Origin of the sequence: Abyssisolibacter fermentans (assembly GCF_001559865.1) — a bacterium.
GTDB lineage: Bacteria > Bacillota > Clostridia > Tissierellales > MCWD3 > Abyssisolibacter > Abyssisolibacter fermentans.
In genome coordinates, this window is record NZ_LOHE01000039.1 from 28,511 (window position 1) to 45,914 (window position 17,404).

The following is a 17,404-nucleotide window of genomic DNA, read 5'->3' on the forward strand; positions in this document are numbered from 1 at the left end:
TACTATATAACACATATATGCGAGGCAATATTTACAATTGTACTTGTTATAATCTTATTTTACATAATAGTAGAAACTCAGATAAATCCAACATTGAAGAAATTAATTCTCATTTTGTAGAATCCATTCCTTTTTTAATATACTCATTTGTAATTGGTTTTGAAACTTTCCAAACCTCATACTTTCTTCCCTACATATACCCTCCTTCAAAAAACCTACATTGATATAGCACTTAATAGCTTGGCTATTATGCTCTAATACTCTTAACCATATTCTATTAAACCCTAATTCTCCAAAGCCTATATCAAGTATTTTTTTTATTGAATCGTATCCATAACCCTTTCCTCTATACTCTGATTTAATAATAATACTCAATTCTGATCTTCTGTTCTTCCATGAGATATTGAAAAATTCAATTATTCCAATAAACTCTTTATTCTCATTCAATATACTGTAACATATACTACTTTTGCTTTTAAGATAATTTTCATCAGGTAACTCTACAACTCCAAGCATTTCTCTAACATCATTTTCTTTATGTAAATTTCGTATAACAGCTAAATGTTCATTTTCAGCTTGCTTTAACTCTACTCTACACTTTTTTTCTTTATAAATATTATGATTTTTAATAACTACTATTTCAGGTTTCTCATAATTTTTGTTATTAATTATAATTTCGCTTTTTTCCATTGGATGAAACTTTTCAATATACCGCTTCTGAATAGGAATATATTTTTGTTGATATCTTTCTATAACTGTTGATCCCATTAAATATTCATCCCTTAAAGAGGCTCTTTTAATAACTTCATCAAATGGAATATCTAAGTATATTCTCAAATCAAAATATTTATCAATAGGTTGTCTATATAGCAATACTCCTTCGAATAAAATAATTGTATCATGGTTAATTTCATATTTTTTTGTAATATTAAATTCATCAGTTTCTAAATCTAATAAGGTAACCTCTTTATCCAGCAATCCTTTTGCAATGACTGGTTTTAATATCTCAGTTTCTATACGATTAAGATCAAACGCATTATTTATATAGGTAAGAATGGGGTCAAAATCTCTATATCGTATACTAGAAGGATTATGGAAATCATCCATATGAATCGTCTGAACATGACATCCTACTTTATTCAAGTAATTTGATAATTCTTTCGTAAATATTGTCTTTCCAGAAGTATCTACCCCATTTATTCCAACTATAAGTGGCTTGTTTTTCTTTTTAGATTTTACTATTTGTCTAGATACTTGATAATAAACACTATTTATCTTCATAATTATGTTATAAATATTCATTGGTGTATTAGCTACAAAGTCTGCTTGTAAGTATTCGTTACAACCATAGCCATAAGAAACACCAATAGATAGACACCCTGCATCATTAGCTGCTTCAAAATCTGTAGTCCTATCTCCTACAACTATAGCACTGCAACATCTACTTTCATCTAGAATTTGTTTTATCTGCTGTTCTTTTGAAAGACCTTCGACTTCTGATTTAATAATAGAAAATTTATTAGTAAGTCCAAAGTTTTTCAGTATCTTATTTGCATAAATTTCACTACCATTAGTACAAATACAAAGAGTATAACCAGTTTCCTTTAGTTTATTTAGCATTTCAGCAACACCATCATATAGCATACCTGATTCAATAAGTAGTTTTCCCTCTATTGCTCTTACCTCATCTCGTACTAACCCTATTTCATCATCTGTTATTGTATCTCCAAATATAATTCTACATATATCCGTCATAGGTTTTCCAATAAGTTCTATCATCTTATCCCTATCCCATGGTTCTATCCCTCTTGTCATACAAACCTTATTAAGAGCTTCTAAAAATATAGTGTCAGTTTTAAATAAAGTTCCATCTAAATCGAAAATAATGGTTTTATATATGAACATTCTGTTTCCCCCGTTTTTTCTTTTCCTTATATTATAGAAATTTGATGTATTGTAAATCTAATTCGCCTAACGTCTAGTGTTTGCAACGTTCCTGAAATAGACGTTCAAAGCCTCTCTTCGTAGGTGGTGCTCCTTACCCTAGGCACCCTTGTGCTAACATTATTAGACGAAGTAAAAAGAAGCAATATACTACAATTACTTGGTATTAACCTTTTTTGATTTCTTATTTAAAATACTAAAGACTATCCTCAGAACTCCCATCATAAATGCAGTTATAATTGTTATAGCTATTAATCCAGTTTTCCAAATTTCTTCACTACTAATAAGTAAATTTACTATAATATATGTAACTACTAAACCCAAAATAAATATCGGTATTCTATATAATGGTTTGTAATTTTGAACTGAAACTATATCGCTAGCAACATAAATATTATTAATTACCATATAGGTAGCGGCTTCAACAAAGTGAAATAATGTGAATGAATATAAGAAAAAGTAAAATAAAGAATTTGTATTAAATTCAAATAACTTAATTATAATAAACCCAATTGTTCCAAAAACAATATTTACTACAATTCCAGCTATTCCTACAAAGAAATTTTGTCTTAAATTTATTTTTTGTAACTTATCCAAATTCACTGGTTCTGGTGTAGAAAATGCAAAATAAAAAGGAACATTAACTTTGAAAGCATTTTTTTTACATCCATATTTTTTATACATAATTGCATGTCCTACTTCATGTAACCATATAACTGTATATAATGATATATATCCAATAATAACATAACTCATAATCAAATCTCCTCCTATAATTTCGAAGTTTTCCTTAAACATAAACTTGTTTCGACTAATTCTTACATCTTCGAATAATAGTTCGTATATACTTCTAATATTATTGGGATTTACAGACTTTGGTTCGTGAAATTCTACTGTAGTAGAACTCCACCTACTTCATCAATTCATCCAGTGGACATTGTATCTTTCTATGACTATTTTTGAAATGAGTATATATCTTCGTAGTTTTTAGACTTGAATGCCCTAGAGAAAGTAAATGTACTTAGCAAACGACACTATGTATAAAAAAACTTTTATACGATTTGGCATTTTTATTATTATTTCATTTGCATTAACCAAACTTTCAATTTCATAACATATCTTTAAAAACTATGTTAATTCACCAATATAAATAATTAGTTCTTACAATTCTTATTTTTTAAGCTATTATAATATCTTTGTTTATCTGTCCATTGAATCAAATCTATTTCAAACCCATCAGGATCTTTTATATAGAATTGTCTTGAAAATGGTTTTTCTATAATTTCTAGTTCTTTTTTAATATAACCCTTCAGTTTCAAATTTTCAAATAATTCATCTGCATTTTCTACATAATAGCCAATATGTCTAAAGTTCTGTTCTTTTTCCATAGTAAAATCTTCTCTTTCAGAAATAAATAGCTCATGTCCTCTACCTTTTAAAATTGCATACCTTTTCCCATTTGTCTTTATACCTTTATCTATTAACTCATACTCAAGCACATCTCTATAAAAAACTATAAATTTATCAACATTTGAAACATATCTGTTTATGTGGTCAATAAAATACATTTTATCTCTCCTTATTGAAGTAAATTTAATAGCCTTCTATTTAGCAACATATTTGTTTCTTTAACTGTATTTTATTGGCTATTATCAAAATGCCCTATAACGCACTGTTATTTCCGATGTTTCTCACCCTTTAGGAATCCATCCTTTTTCAAGGTTAGCATTGACAGTTTTATCAAGTCTTTATCATAAAAACGGGCAAACTAATCAAATATTGCTTCAAATACATCTTCTTTTCTTGCTTTGAAACACATTTCAATTTGTGATTTGGTGTTTCTGCCAACTGATAATTCTGGTAAATTATTTATATCAAAAAAACTCGACTCAACAGTTTCTATATTTTCCTGATATTTTCCTTCCACATAATCACATTCAACAAAAACTTTATATATAGAGTAGGGATAAATATCATCTATATGTTTATTTCTATCTAATACTGCAATAATTCTTTTAGGTTTTACTTTAGCCCCTGATTCTTCCATTGATTCTTTAATAACATTTTCATATATACTTAAATCTATATCAGCCCAACCTCCAGGTAATGACCATTTGTTGTCTTTCTGCTCCCTAACAAGTAAGATTTTATCTTCTTTGAATATAGCAGCTCTTACATCTACTTTTGGAGTTTGGTAGCCTGTTTCATTAGCAAATAAAGTCCTAATTTTGGAATTGTCTACATTTGTATACTCACTCATAATTTCTATGCTTAATTCTCTTAATTGCTCAAATCTCTCAATATCAAACTTATTATTTGAATATTCTAATCCATTTTGAGCAATTGTCTGCAATTGTTTAGCCCATTTCAACCATTTTTTCTCCATATTTTTTCTCCTTTTTTGAAATAAATAGTTTCCCAAATATTCTAATCACCATCTATTGACATGAGTAAAGTATTTTGTTAGTTGAAGTAGTCGCTTAACCCCTTAGGAATATCTGAGCTTATTCTTCTTACTATAATTTTCATTCTTTTTATTAATTCATAGAATATAGCTATTGTAATATATGATAGCAATACTGTTACCAAATATTTATTATATTCATTAAGACTTGAGCTAACAAAAATGTATGTAAAATAACTTACTGGTAGGAGATGAAATATATAATACGTAAATGATGCTTTACTTAAATACCTTAATACCTTACTTTCCTTATTCAAACACTTCCTTCCAAGCCCTAATAACATTATTATCATGAAACATTCATATACCCCTTTAAGAAAAGCCCATATAACAGTTACTATAATACTATCACCATTATATAGTAGCCAATAACAATAAATCACAAATAATGCTATAAGACATATTAACACTAGAATAGCTGATTTACTTAACATTTTATCAAGCCTATCTTGTATTCTACAATCAGATGCATAAATAAAGCCGAAAATATATACACTTATATACACTATATCATTCGCCCAATCCATTATTAAAATTTGCATACCTGGAAATAAAGGTCTTAACAATATTTCTACAATAATAACCCATATAATTGGTATATATATATTATTTTTTTTACTAACAAAATTCTTTAATTTAATAAATTGAGATTCATCTTTTATCCACTTTGAAAATAATGGATGACATATTAAAGAAAATATTAACAAATACAATATAAACCATAAATGAGCATATCCTAAATAATCCACTATTTTGACAGAAAGAAATTTTGGTATAAACTGAAAATAATTACCTTTAAAACCATAATATAATGCTTTGGAATAAGCTTGTAATGGACACAAAAATATCGTTCCTAAGACTAATGGTACTAAAAGCTTTTTTAATCTATCTTTTATGTATTCTTCTTTCTTTCGATATTTTAATGCATAATATGAACTTATTCCAGCCAAAAAGAATAGTAATGTCATAAAAAAGCTATCTAAGGGCATTGTAACTAAAATATATGGTATAACTCTAAAGTCGGTAATAATTTTCTTAATATAAATATCACCTAATCCTGTATATGTTAATGCAGCATGATATGGTACTAGTGACACTATTACAAACACTCTCAACCAGTCAACATAATATAATCTAGTTTCTTTCATTATATAATACTCCCTTCTATCTGGAAATAAGCTCAAAAATATAATCCACACATTTTGATCCCAAAGGAATACCCTGCTGCTATTAGCTTAGCTAATGTTTTAATTTTACTGGAAGTAGAAATGTGTTAATGGCTAAGTGGTATGCCTCAGCATAATAATAAACATTAAGATTTACTTGTATTCCATATGATATGGTAACAGATCATTTATAGTTACGATTATATCTTTTTTTACCATTACCTCACACTTATAATTATCATCATGAATTTGGCAAACAAATTCTCTACATCTTCCACAAGGTGGAATTATTGTTCCATCTTGATAAACTGCAATCAGTTTTAATATTCTGTTTTCCCCAGCAGTAATCATGGTAGCAATTGCAGAATGTTCTGCACAAAACCCCATAGAACCAGGTGTATCAATACATACACCTGTATAAACTTTTCCACTTTCACTTAGTATTGCTGCTGCAACAGAACCTGCATAAGAATTTCTCGAAAGCTTCTTAGGATTCAATGTTTTTTTTGCAATATAATATAATTCATCAAATGTCATAGTTATCATCCTTTCAAATATATTTATAATATAAACAACAAGTATATACTAAATTAGTTTTATATTATGTATATCATCAATAAATTAAAATCTTTTTCAATTCACATACTCATTTATAACCTTAATATACTAATCAATTAATATATTAAGTTCATCAATAATTTTATTGCACTCTCTTAAATCCTCTTCAGACCTAAATATTATTTCACTATTTTCAAAGTAATATTTTTCAAATCTTAATTCAAGAAATTCTAGTAATTTATCTATTGACTTTAGTAGACTTTTGGTCAATTCTTGGCTTTTTATTATAGCTTGATAAGACTTACTTTTATTATCAAAAAGTTCAGAAATAAAAGTATTAGTAAATTTACTGCTATTTTAGCTGTTTTAAAAATGCTTTTAATATTTTTATTGATTTAATTGAAGCTTCTTTACAATTTTTCTTAAATGCTTCATCTCCACATTCTTCTTCTGTATCAGTTATTGTTCTAATAGCTAAAAATGGTATTTTATTCGCATAACACACATGTGCAACACTAGCAGTTTCCATATCTACACATAAAGGGTTGTATTTTGATATGATTTCTTTACGACCATTTTGAGTTATAAATGCTTCACAGTAACAACTTTTCCAAAGTGAACTGTTTGCTCAAACCTTTCTTGCTTTAAAGCTCTTTTACAATGTTCAATTAATAACTCGTCGCTTTTAAAATAAATGCTTTCCATCCAAGGATGATATTCTGTTAATATACCATCACTAACATCATGATAAGCAATCTTAGTAGCTATCACTGTATCACCTATTTTCAAAGACTTGCCCATACCTCCTGCAACACCAGTGACAATAATATGAGTAACATTAAATCTATCTATTAATATTTGTGCTGCAATTGCTGCATTAACCTTACATACTCCACAATACAAAGCAACAACATTTATATTATTATAAATCCCATTATGAAATTTTAACAAAGCAGTTGATACGATTTTATCATTTGAAATACACTTTACAAAAGGCATGATTTCATTTTCTGTTGGTCCTATTATACCAATTTTCATGTTAAATCCTCCTAATGAATATTTCATTTTTACAATCACTTTCTCAAATAATAAATTTATAAATTTTTTCGCTCTTAATATTTATTGTTAAATATTATAATTTCAAACACAGGTATTATTATCAAAATAAAAGTTGCTATTGCAATTTTCCATTTTTCTATTTGACCATACACTATTTTAGAATCCACTTTCTTATCCCATACATTCTTACCTTCATCTAATAGTTTTATATACGCAATTATTTGAGTAACAACTTGAACAAACCTAACTCCTAAACCTAATCCTACTACCCAAACTAAAGAACTTCTATAAAATGAATCTTTGTAAGATAATAATTTGTCTGTATTCTTTTTTATTTTAATACTAAAAAGCCATTTACCTAATGTTGTTCCTGTTTTTGATATTAATAATGATTCAATAAAAATCCATATGATAGGTGTAAACCCAATAACTCCTCTTATTGAAAATAATTTTCTAGTAACTTCTTTAGGCAATAACGGTATTATCAAAAAAATTATATAACTAAACACTGAATAGTCTATTTCTCTTGCCCAAAATCGCAACCAAGGATGTACTTCTTCGCATTCGCACTTGAAATCTATTATTTGATTGTCTAATATAGCTTCATCTCCTACCTGGTTTATTTCCATATTGTCGAAATTCTTACTTACTTCTTCTTGCGAAAGTCCATGCTTTGTCATACAATATAAACAATGTGCTACATAACTATCTTTTCCTATCATCTTTATTAGACTTTTCTTTACTAAACTAGACATCCAATCTTTCCATTCTAGATAATCTATATCAAAAACTTCTTCATTTTTTATATCTTGTCCAATTACTTGCCATTCTTTTACTAATGGATCAAATATATTATCTGTCTCTTGAACTAAGATAATAATATTATTACAATTTGAAGAATCTATTAATAGTAAATCGTTAAATATATTTTTATAATGACTACTTAATGATTTGTCAATGTTATAAAGTGTTCTAAGTTTTTTAAATACATCTTTAAATTTAACTTGTGAAATTAATTCCTGAAGAGTAATGTATTCAGTATAATCATTATCCAACATACTTTTTTTCGAAACTTGAAAATTATTTATCCCTCTAGAAATTAATTCTTCTTTAGCTGCTTTAATTGCCTCCTCTTTATATTCATCATAATCTATATTAATAATTTCTAATAGTCTTATATTCTCTAAATTACTCATATATTTCTTTAGTGTCTCCATTTTCCCCCATAGCCCTTTCATAAGTTTTACAAACCAACAACCTGTACTATCGATTCTTTAATACTAATATATATAGTTTACGAATAAACAATATAATTTTTATTTCCCCTAATAGAACCTTCCAAAGTAGTAGACTAAGATAATTATTTAGTCAGTTATATTCATTAAACCATTAATAATAGTAATAATCCAACAATATCTGCAAGCAAATGTGCAATCCACGATACCAAAATATTTTTTGACCTCTCATATATTAAACCATAGATAATACTATCAACAATTATTGTGGAAACATCAAATATAACAATACTGATTACCCCGTATTCAACATGTGCAACTCCAAATATAATTGATGTGATTAATATAGCTATTACCGACTTCATATTTTGACTTAATCGTTCCTGTAAGAATGCTCTAAAAATAATTTCTTCAAGTAATGTTGCAAATATTATAAGAATAAACAAGGGTATGATGTTTTCTAAATTAAATAATGGTATTCTACTTTTTACATGTTCAATATACTCTGGTAACAAAGACTTTCCTATATAAACAGCCAAGAATTGAAAAACGATACCAACTAAAATTATTAAATACCAGTTATCTTTCAAATCTTTATATATATTTTTAAATTTAACTCCAGCTTCATTCCATGAACGTTTTTTAAGACGGCGTTCTATAAAAAAATAAATTAAAGGTACATATAATAATAAATCAATAAATATCGAACCTATTATTAATACAATCATTAAAATTGTTATTAATAATTCATTTTTATTACTATTGTTTATTTTTGTATTCTGCATAATATCTCCTTTTTTATCTATTAAATTATAACTCTTACATTCACGAATAGCAGTTCGCGAAATCTTCCTGTAGTAGAACTTGTCTTTACAATTTGTATCTTTCTAAAACTATTTTTGATTAACTTTCGTTATATCTCCGTAGTTTTGGACATGAATACCCTAGAAGTTACTGTGTGTTCTATCAATCTACTATAAGCTAAAACATTAAGACAACCTTCTACAATATTATACTCTTATTTTCCATAACAGTAAACTGTTAACTATGTAAACTTCCTTATTTTCGGGAAAAAGTTGCAGAAAACTTACTGCAACTTTAAAACCCTCTATATGTAATAAAATTTTGTAGAATTGGGAAATTTAAAATTGAGTAGAGCTTGCAAATAAGCATACTTAATTGAAAATAGCAAAATCACATACTTTTAGTACAGGAGGCTGTCTAAATTGAGTAGTAAAATTAATATTTCCCATCTAGTTAGCAACATAAAAGAACATCTCGTAGACCCTGAAAAGTTCCAACAATTTATTGATAACCATGCTATATCTACAACAGAACCAAATATAATTGAATTTCAACCAAGGAAAGGGTATTCAGGAACTACTATGGTAATTGTTGGACATAATTTTTCTGAAAAGCGTACAGAAAACTTTGTTGAAGTCGGTGGAAAACCCGCACATGTAGTTGAGAGTAGTTCAAATCGACTTTTAGTATTGACTGATCCCTTTACTGAAAATGGCTTGGTTAAGGTAACTGTAGGAAATAGTACAGCTGTAGGTCCTGGAAACTTTGAGAAGCTTCCTTGGCCAAAGCCTGGGTCTGAAAAAGATGGACCACCATATTCTTTTTATGGAAGAGAATCAGGTAATGGTATACCTTCAACAGGCAATATTCCTGCAACTGGAACAGTAAAGGTGCTTGTAGTTCCTAGTTATCCTACAGATCTTACTCCAACCAATTTGACTACTGCTAGACAAGACATTGTTGATATTTTTGAAAATGTGACAAATTTCTATGACCAAGTAAGTTACGGTACACTGAATATTGACGTAGATGTAATTGACTTCATTCCACTTTTAAATAATTCAGCTCATTATCATAGAACAAATGGATCGTCAGGATACCCTAATATTGATAATGCTGTTCTTGGACAGCTGATGGCAGAATCTGCTAAGGGCGCTGTAGATGATAATTTAAATATAGACAATTATGATTTAATGGCAGCAATTGTTTATCTGCCAGGTTTAGGAGTTCGGGCTTGGGGAGGATGGAGTCAAAACAATTTCGCTTATGATGACGGTTCAGGAACTAATATTAATATAACTGCAAACCACTCTTTGAATCTTATAGCTGCCCGTCATGATGCTGATTGGGGACGAATAGCTCATGAAATTGGACATAATTTGGTTGAGGGTGGTTTGGTTTTAGGTGAAGATGTATATGCCTCAGATTTAGTAGATCCAACCACAGCAACAGCCACTTCATTTGATATGATGGGAAATCATGACTCACATCCTATGTTTTCTGGTTTTTATATGCATCAGCTGGGTTACTATGATAACAGTAATATATTAGATCTTCAATGGGATCGTAATCCATTTCCTAGACCTGGTGATACTCCTGGCTCAAATGAATATGAACTAGTAGCCCACGGTCTTAGTCAGAATACTGTATCTAACCGTTACCATCTTATTCGTATAAAAATTAGCAACGGGCTATATTATTTTATAGAAGTAAGACAACGCCCAGAAACATCTAGTACAAATACACAAATATTTGATGAAAATATACCTTTGCCACTTGGAACAACTAAAACTGGAGGCATTATAGTTACTAAAGCAATAACTGATGTTGTTAATAACAATCAACAAATGCGAATAATTACTTTGTTACATGATCCAAAGGTTATGCTTAAAAATGATGTTGCTATAGATCCTTTAAGGGGACTTAAAATTACCGTTGTTGAAGATGAAGTTGATACATCCCCTCTTGTTTGTAAAGTAAAGGTAGAATGGGCTCAAGAAATTGCCGATACACCAAATGGTAATTTTGATCTTCGTATCGAGCCTTGGAATGAAAAGTATGAAACAAAAGATATTTGGATAGATAGGATACCTTTTGGAACTTATGATTTTACAGACAATAGCGGTAATCCCACTGGAAATGGAGACGAACCAAGACCACTTGAAATCAACCGTTTTTGGGCACGTGTTCATAACGATGGAAGTATTGATGCCACCAAGGTTTTACTTACGTATTATGCAGTTACTCCCCCAGGAGTAGGCGATAACGGAACATGGACACCTTTAAAGACAGATGAAATAGCTCTTGTACCTAAGAATGATTCTATTGAAAACTATGTTAATTGGGTTCCACGTGTTGGAGAACATACATGTCTAAAGGTTGCTATAGAGCAACAACTTGGAGAAGTTACTGGTGGAAATAATTTTGCACAAGAAAATGTATTCACTTTTCAGCCACCGTCTTCAATTCCTGAACCAGTTTCATTAAAAATGTCTGTTCGTAATCCACTTAAAGAAAAAACTTTAATAAGAATAGGATTACAAGGTGTACCACAGGGATTTCATGTATATTTTCCACATAGATGGATTTGGTTGGAACCTCTTGAAGAAAAAATATTTGAGTTATTAGTCGTTCCAACGACAGATATTCGTGATTTGAAGGTTAAAGAGGCAAATATAAGTGTATTTGGTACTGTAGCACGTTATTATACTAAGAATCTTGATATGACTGGAGTTCCCGGTTCGTGGATGGCTCCTATAGGAGGTATATTAACTAAAGTACTACCAAAGCATAGAAGTAAAATTCACATAGAAGACGATAAGGAACAAACAACACAAAGTATATTAGCAGTTAAAGGTCATGTTACTCCTCATATAGGTGACCAAAAGCTACGTGTTGATTTAACTTTTCCTAATGGAAAAATAGAAGCTATGATAGTAAAAACTAATAATCAAGGAACTTTCCAAGCTGCATTTAAACTTAGAGATAATGTGAAAAAAGATGATGAATCCCCTATACAAAATGATTCTGTGTATGAAATTCAAGCCCATATTTTCAACGCAACTCATCTTGCACCAAATAACTCAAATATAGTAAGGTTCTATAGGTAACTTCTCATCCCATGCTTAAATTTTATTGCGTTGACATATCATAAATCAAGTAATAACCACCGATTCAATATCAGTCGGTGGTTTTTTAGTAGATACAAATCTTCTTGAATTAAATTTGCATCTTTTAACACTTCATGTCGCATGATGAAACAAAATTAATCTTAAATTAGTTTACTTAGAAACTTTTAGGTTCCTTGATTATCATAGTTTCTTTCCTATAGCATCTATATTTTCTCAATAATATAATCAATAAAGCCTAATTTTATCTTCCTATTTTCACTTGCATAACCTTCTCTAACTCTATTTTCTTTATAAATAATTTTAAATCCGTTAAAATACTTTTCAGCTTCATTTTCTTCAAAATAGCTATGAAGTATCTTCTCGCCATGTTCTTCTTGTAGGTATTCTCCATCCCTCACTTTTTCACCCATAGTTGCTCTAAAATCTCTAGTTGAAGCGAAATTAATAAACGCTAGTCCCCCTTTTGGTAACACTCTATATATCTCTTTAATCGATATACCAATCTCTTCTTTGCTCATATGAAATATTGAATTATATGAGTAAATAAAACTTACAGATTCATCTTCAAAAGGTAATGATTTCATATCGCCTTCTATAATCCCCAATTCTAAATTATGCTCCTCTTCAAAAATCTTTGCTCGTTTTATCTGTTCCTTGCTTATATCTATGCCATACGTTTCATAACCATGTTCTGCAAATATTGCTAATGGTGGTAGATTTCCACCTGCTCCACAATCTAATATCTTTTTTTCTAATTTAACATCATTACAATACAATAAAAACGTAAATAATTGATTTTGTCTGAAAACTGGCTTCATAATTATTCTCCTTTCAATATTATATTTCAAAGTAAAACATTAACAATATACTATGCTTTAAAAGATTTAGCTCAGGTGCACTCTTTTAAACTTAGCTAAACTATTATGCCTTATTTTATTATTTTCAATTTCTTCAAAGCACTATACACAATTTCTTTTCTATATTTACTGTAAGACTTATCAATGATATCGAGATTACAAGTAAAAAACCATACATCATCACTTGTCTCAACATAACCTATATACCAACCTATTTGTGGGTTGACTCTTAAAGCCCAACCAGTTTTAGCTCTTAAGATATATTCAGTTGTATCATCCACAATCATTGCTTCTTTTAATATCTTATAATTCCTTTGATCAAAACTATATGTTTCATTATAAATGTTCTTTATGAAATCTATTTGTTCTCTAGCTGATATACGCAAATCTCCTTCAAGCCAGAATGTATCAACCACTTCACCTGTTTTTTCATTTCCATATCCTAGCTTTGCTAAATATTCATTATACTTTTCTAGCCCAACTCTTCTAGCTAATTCTTGGTAAAACCATACACAACTTTCAGGTAAAGCAGTTGCTATGCATTGATCTTTATTCCATTCCTTTAAGCCCTTATCTTGTCCATCCCATTTAATAATATCATATTCATCAGCAACAATATTTTCTTGTAAAGCTATTAGAGTATTTAATACCTTAAATGTTGACGCTGGCAAGAATCGTTGTTCACTTCTCTCTAAATTATATATATATTCCTTACCTGTATTCAATGAAGAAATAATTACTGTTCCATTTATTTTATTCTTCTCAAAATATTCATTCATAAAATCAGTTTTCTGACATGAGCAAATCAAGAGAGTTAATAATATTAAAATGACAAATATTTTTTTCATATTCCCTCCTATTTAAAGCAAAACTAATTCATAAAATATCTAAACACCTGTATCTATAGCTTATTGATAATAATCATCTTCCAAAATTGCATAAAGTAAAGAATCTCTCCACCCACCTTTAAACCGCAAATGTTTCCTCAAATGCCCTTCTTTTTGCATTCCGATTTTCTGTAATATTTTTTTAGAGCCAAGATTACTCGGGTGACAAGTAGCATAAATTCTGTGTAATTTAAATTGATTAAATCCGATATCTAAAACAGTTTTTGCAATATCTGTTCCATACCCTTTTCCCCAATACAGTTTATTGATACAATATCCAATCCAACCTTCCTTATTACCTATATCTGAGATATGCAATCCACAAACTCCTATTAATTTACCATCTTTTTTCTCTAGTACAGCTAGTTCAAAATCTACTCTATCTTTTTGATTTTGATAATCTATACACATTTTCACGAATTCTTGAGTTTGTTTTAATGTATTTGGACCCCATGGTACATATTTTGATACATCTGGGTCAGATGCATATTCGTGAACTTTTTGAATATCTGTTTCTTCTAATTCTCTTAATATAATTTTCTTAGTTTCTATTTTATCAAACCTTCTCATATATTTCCCCTCAATGCAATATTTAAAGCAATTAAAAAATCTTCCCTAAACACAAGTCTGAAAAATGCTATTAATGTGCTTCAGTTCTTTATCGTAATCTACCATATTTTCGGAATTAGTTTAGAATTTACTTTTTGTGAATATTCTTTATACCCTTTCAATTCTTTTTGTAACATCTTATCTTCCATCTGAGTTCTAATAACTACCATAATTGCGACAAAAATACTTGGTATAAATGCATAAATAGATCCAATAATTAATGGTTGAATAAATGATGCAAAAACCATCCCTAAATTGCCAGGGTGTCTGATATATTTATAAGGTCCTTCACTTATTACCATATGATTTCTTTCAGTTTGTACACGAACCGTTCCCTCAAAATGTTTATTTATTACCATAGCCCAAGTACAAATAAATAAAGATATTGTATAAAGTAAAATGCCCAATAATATGTATGCATTTGATAGTTTTGACCATTCGTATCTCACCACATCTAGTCCAGAAATACTAGATATTATAAATATGTGTACAAGAAAGTATATCCCAAGTATTTTTTTATCCCAGCCTTTTGTATTACTGCCTTCTTCTCCTCTTGAATTTAATACTTCAGGGTTATATTTTAATAAAATATAATTATTTATTATTGCACCAGAAATAACTAATATATAATAAATCCATCCTCTTAGTACTGATATACTACCACTGCATAAAAAAAAGATAATTGCTGATATAACATATAAAATAATGTTTTTGAAAATAGCTTTCTTACAATTATTTGATATTTTTTTTGCTTTTATTATAATAATCACCTCAGAAATCAATTTTTTTCTAGCTTCATATAACATTCCTTGTTTACGAAGCAAGCATTCTTCGTAGACAATGCTTTCGATAAAAAAATTATAAGTTGAATATTTAACTATATAATCATAATTCTGCACCAATATGAAAATACTATACTTTTACTCCATATTCCCTAATATGATTAAGAAAATTGTTAGTAATATCATAGTAACATTTAAAACTAGAGCAATCACGGAAAATATCCTTCTCCTATTCTTTTGAATAACTCCATAAATACCTAACCCAGTTCCAAATAAACATAAAAACAATCCTAAAATAACTAAAAACCCTATAACTACTATTGTGCCTGATTCTTCAGGTAATCCACCTATTGTTGTTGCTTCAAGATATCCTCCGATAATTATACATCCCCATATTATTATTCCTGCTATTATTGATATTACAAAAGATGCTATTCCTACCCCTGAATGCTTTGAAAATCTTTTTTCTTTTTTAAGATCCACTTTTAATGTCAATATAATCAACCTCCTTAAACTTATATGATACTAATATAAAAATATACGTGTATCGGTCTGCAAACGTTTTCACATTTACTAATTTAATTAAGTTTATGTGATGGACTATCACATAGTCTTCACCTAGTATTTCTTAACACAAATATAATAAACATTAAACATATCTTTTCATCTTTAATCTAAACTCAGGACGAGTTACATATTCCATATAATTCACACTTCCATTAAAATTCAAATATGCTTGATATCTTTCACGTATAGCTGGTGTTTCAATCATATCAAGTACTTTATCTTTTGATACCCAGCAACTCTCTGATGTTTCTTCTGATGTACACAGTTCTCCACCTATTGGTTTACATACGTAATCCATCATCACTTTTGTAGGAACAACTTTTACCCCATTATAACCTTTATGTTTTCCAGTATTCGAGTATATCCCTATCAAATAGGAAACTTCGACATCAATTCCACTTTCTTCTTTAATCTCTCGAGTCAAAGCATCTATTAAATTTTCACCTTCTTCAACTTGACCCCCTGGAAACACCCATCCACTATTATGAGTTTTAACAAGAAGAATATTTCCATATTCATCTTCTGTAATTCCACCTACAGCTACAATATGTGTTGGCATTATCATTTCTATTCCTCCAATCTTAATTAATCATATTGCATACTTAAGTATGCCTGTTAACGTTTTCTTATTGTTACTTTTCACTCTAACACACAAAGTGTAGTCGCTTGACACATAAGTAATAGTTAATTTACTAAAATAGATTTTATTCTAACTTAACCCCTATTTACTATATGCTATAATACTAAACCCATTTTCCTGTATTCTTCTTCTATTTTGACTAGATGTTCCTTTTGTTTCTTCACCCCTATATTAAATTTATTTACCTTAATTACGACCTTTTGCCCTTCTTTCAAAATAATCTTTATTCTACGACCCATTCCAAATAACCAATTAGAAAACTTAACTGATTGAATACTATCTAACGAGATAAATGAATAATCTACTACTGTATCTATTCCAACAATTTCAAATAAATCAATTTTCTTATCCGAAAAATTGAAAATGTAAAATTTATTGTTAATATCTTGTGTAATTACACCATATAAGTAATATGCAAATTTTTCGTCTTCTGTTCTGATATCTTTAATAATTTTAGATATTGCAATATCATTTAAAGCCATTTTTTTCTCCTTCACTTTTTATTAATCATAATATACTCATAAAACTATGTTACATATATGAATTTTGTTTCACTTAAACTCATAATTAGAATCTCTTTTAATAATTTTAAAATCTAAAGTAAATATATTACTTGTTTTTACATTACATCCTAATAAAATATCACTAATACCATAAGCTAAGCTTTTAATACTTTACTGACTATCAGTAGTTATTTTGCT

The 17,404-nt window shown here is 28.8% G+C and carries 19 protein-coding genes; 1 reads left to right on the top strand and 18 read right to left on the bottom strand.

Annotated elements, in window-relative coordinates:
• Positions 1-102: 102 nt before the first annotated feature.
• The 11 genes from AYC61_RS05885 to AYC61_RS05925 all read right to left on the bottom strand — a co-directional run bounded on the left by AYC61_RS05885 (position 103) and on the right by AYC61_RS05925 (position 9,211).
• Positions 103-1,905: a GNAT family N-acetyltransferase gene (locus AYC61_RS05885; RefSeq protein ID WP_066498145.1), complete on the bottom strand. Its 1,803-nt coding sequence runs from the start codon at positions 1,903-1,905 to the stop codon at positions 103-105.
• A gap of 195 nt (positions 1,906-2,100) precedes the next feature.
• Positions 2,101-2,700, bottom strand: a complete 600-nt coding sequence (locus AYC61_RS05890; RefSeq protein ID WP_066498148.1) for a site-2 protease family protein — start codon at positions 2,698-2,700, stop codon at positions 2,101-2,103.
• A 398-nt stretch (positions 2,701-3,098) separates the two neighbouring features.
• Complete coding sequence (locus AYC61_RS05895; RefSeq protein WP_066498150.1) at positions 3,099-3,512, bottom strand: VOC family protein; 414 nt, start codon at positions 3,510-3,512, stop codon at positions 3,099-3,101.
• A gap of 200 nt (positions 3,513-3,712) precedes the next feature.
• Positions 3,713-4,330 carry an NUDIX hydrolase N-terminal domain-containing protein gene (locus AYC61_RS05900; RefSeq protein WP_066498151.1) on the bottom strand — a complete coding sequence of 206 codons (618 nt, stop codon included), beginning with the start codon at positions 4,328-4,330 and terminating at the stop codon, positions 3,713-3,715.
• A gap of 77 nt (positions 4,331-4,407) precedes the next feature.
• Positions 4,408-5,556 carry an acyltransferase family protein gene (locus AYC61_RS05905; protein ID WP_066498153.1) on the bottom strand — a complete coding sequence of 383 codons (1,149 nt, stop codon included), beginning with the start codon at positions 5,554-5,556 and terminating at the stop codon, positions 4,408-4,410.
• A 171-nt stretch (positions 5,557-5,727) separates the two neighbouring features.
• Complete coding sequence (locus AYC61_RS05910) at positions 5,728-6,111, bottom strand: cytidine deaminase family protein (protein ID WP_066498157.1); 384 nt, start codon at positions 6,109-6,111, stop codon at positions 5,728-5,730.
• A 129-nt stretch (positions 6,112-6,240) separates the two neighbouring features.
• On the bottom strand, positions 6,241-6,402 hold the full coding sequence (locus AYC61_RS21095; RefSeq protein ID WP_156456367.1) for a hypothetical protein: 162 nt from the start codon (positions 6,400-6,402) through the stop codon (positions 6,241-6,243).
• 82 nt (positions 6,403-6,484) lie between these two features.
• On the bottom strand, positions 6,485-6,661 hold the full coding sequence (locus AYC61_RS22185) for a 5'-methylthioadenosine/S-adenosylhomocysteine nucleosidase family protein (RefSeq protein WP_338026022.1): 177 nt from the start codon (positions 6,659-6,661) through the stop codon (positions 6,485-6,487).
• Between the two features lie 53 nt (positions 6,662-6,714).
• Complete coding sequence (gene mtnN / locus AYC61_RS05915) at positions 6,715-7,170, bottom strand: 5'-methylthioadenosine/S-adenosylhomocysteine nucleosidase (RefSeq protein WP_338026023.1); 456 nt, start codon at positions 7,168-7,170, stop codon at positions 6,715-6,717.
• Positions 7,171-7,244: 74 nt separating this feature from the next.
• Entirely contained in the window at positions 7,245-8,408 is a 1,164-nt protein-coding gene (locus AYC61_RS05920; RefSeq protein WP_066498159.1) for a DUF6557 family protein, read from the bottom strand.
• Positions 8,409-8,572: 164 nt separating this feature from the next.
• Positions 8,573-9,211 carry a CPBP family intramembrane glutamic endopeptidase gene (locus tag AYC61_RS05925; protein ID WP_066498161.1) on the bottom strand — a complete coding sequence of 213 codons (639 nt, stop codon included), beginning with the start codon at positions 9,209-9,211 and terminating at the stop codon, positions 8,573-8,575.
• Positions 9,212-9,652: 441 nt separating this feature from the next.
• On the opposite strand from AYC61_RS05925, the gene AYC61_RS05930 reads away from it, so the two are divergent.
• Complete coding sequence (locus tag AYC61_RS05930) at positions 9,653-12,340, top strand: IPT/TIG domain-containing protein (protein WP_066498163.1); 2,688 nt, start codon at positions 9,653-9,655, stop codon at positions 12,338-12,340.
• Between the two features lie 224 nt (positions 12,341-12,564).
• On the opposite strand, the gene AYC61_RS05935 is transcribed toward AYC61_RS05930, so the two are convergent.
• From AYC61_RS05935 to AYC61_RS05965, 7 genes are all read right to left on the bottom strand, one after another.
• Entirely contained in the window at positions 12,565-13,179 is a 615-nt protein-coding gene (locus tag AYC61_RS05935; protein WP_066498164.1) for a class I SAM-dependent methyltransferase, read from the bottom strand.
• 110 nt (positions 13,180-13,289) lie between these two features.
• Entirely contained in the window at positions 13,290-14,066 is a 777-nt protein-coding gene (gene blaOXA / locus AYC61_RS05940) for a class D beta-lactamase (protein WP_066498166.1), read from the bottom strand.
• A gap of 60 nt (positions 14,067-14,126) precedes the next feature.
• Complete coding sequence (locus AYC61_RS05945) at positions 14,127-14,675, bottom strand: GNAT family N-acetyltransferase (RefSeq protein WP_066498168.1); 549 nt, start codon at positions 14,673-14,675, stop codon at positions 14,127-14,129.
• 98 nt (positions 14,676-14,773) lie between these two features.
• Complete coding sequence (locus AYC61_RS05950; RefSeq protein ID WP_066498170.1) at positions 14,774-15,613, bottom strand: methyltransferase family protein; 840 nt, start codon at positions 15,611-15,613, stop codon at positions 14,774-14,776.
• Positions 15,614-15,634: 21 nt separating this feature from the next.
• Positions 15,635-15,991 carry a hypothetical protein gene (locus AYC61_RS05955; RefSeq protein ID WP_066498171.1) on the bottom strand — a complete coding sequence of 119 codons (357 nt, stop codon included), beginning with the start codon at positions 15,989-15,991 and terminating at the stop codon, positions 15,635-15,637.
• Positions 15,992-16,145: 154 nt separating this feature from the next.
• The gene (locus tag AYC61_RS05960; protein ID WP_066498173.1) at positions 16,146-16,628 is read right to left on the bottom strand and encodes an NUDIX hydrolase; all 483 of its coding nucleotides are present in this window, start codon (positions 16,626-16,628) and stop codon (positions 16,146-16,148) included.
• A gap of 170 nt (positions 16,629-16,798) precedes the next feature.
• A complete protein-coding gene (locus AYC61_RS05965; protein WP_066498175.1) occupies positions 16,799-17,185 on the bottom strand; it encodes a PH domain-containing protein in 387 nt (128 codons plus the stop codon).
• Between the last annotated feature and the right edge of the window lie 219 nt (positions 17,186-17,404).

What these genes read in the sequence shown, in the direction of transcription:
- AYC61_RS05920 (WP_066498159.1), bottom strand. Translation starts at nt 8,408, where the DNA reads ATGGAGACACTAAAGAAATATATGAGTAATTTAGAGAATATAAGACTA.
- AYC61_RS05895 (WP_066498150.1), bottom strand. Translation starts at nt 3,512, where the DNA reads ATGTATTTTATTGACCACATAAACAGATATGTTTCAAATGTTGATAAA.
- blaOXA (WP_066498166.1), bottom strand. Translation starts at nt 14,066, where the DNA reads ATGAAAAAAATATTTGTCATTTTAATATTATTAACTCTCTTGATTTGC.
- AYC61_RS22185 (WP_338026022.1), bottom strand. Translation starts at nt 6,661, where the DNA reads ATGGAAACTGCTAGTGTTGCACATGTGTGTTATGCGAATAAAATACCA.
- AYC61_RS05910 (WP_066498157.1), bottom strand. Translation starts at nt 6,111, where the DNA reads ATGACATTTGATGAATTATATTATATTGCAAAAAAAACATTGAATCCT.
- AYC61_RS05900 (WP_066498151.1), bottom strand. Translation starts at nt 4,330, where the DNA reads ATGGAGAAAAAATGGTTGAAATGGGCTAAACAATTGCAGACAATTGCT.
- mtnN (WP_338026023.1), bottom strand. Translation starts at nt 7,170, where the DNA reads ATGAAAATTGGTATAATAGGACCAACAGAAAATGAAATCATGCCTTTT.
- AYC61_RS05945 (WP_066498168.1), bottom strand. Translation starts at nt 14,675, where the DNA reads ATGAGAAGGTTTGATAAAATAGAAACTAAGAAAATTATATTAAGAGAA.
- AYC61_RS05885 (WP_066498145.1), bottom strand. Translation starts at nt 1,905, where the DNA reads ATGTTCATATATAAAACCATTATTTTCGATTTAGATGGAACTTTATTT.
- AYC61_RS05925 (WP_066498161.1), bottom strand. Translation starts at nt 9,211, where the DNA reads ATGCAGAATACAAAAATAAACAATAGTAATAAAAATGAATTATTAATA.
- AYC61_RS05965 (WP_066498175.1), bottom strand. Translation starts at nt 17,185, where the DNA reads ATGGCTTTAAATGATATTGCAATATCTAAAATTATTAAAGATATCAGA.
- AYC61_RS05960 (WP_066498173.1), bottom strand. Translation starts at nt 16,628, where the DNA reads ATGATAATGCCAACACATATTGTAGCTGTAGGTGGAATTACAGAAGAT.
- AYC61_RS05935 (WP_066498164.1), bottom strand. Translation starts at nt 13,179, where the DNA reads ATGAAGCCAGTTTTCAGACAAAATCAATTATTTACGTTTTTATTGTAT.
- AYC61_RS05890 (WP_066498148.1), bottom strand. Translation starts at nt 2,700, where the DNA reads ATGAGTTATGTTATTATTGGATATATATCATTATATACAGTTATATGG.
- AYC61_RS05905 (WP_066498153.1), bottom strand. Translation starts at nt 5,556, where the DNA reads ATGAAAGAAACTAGATTATATTATGTTGACTGGTTGAGAGTGTTTGTA.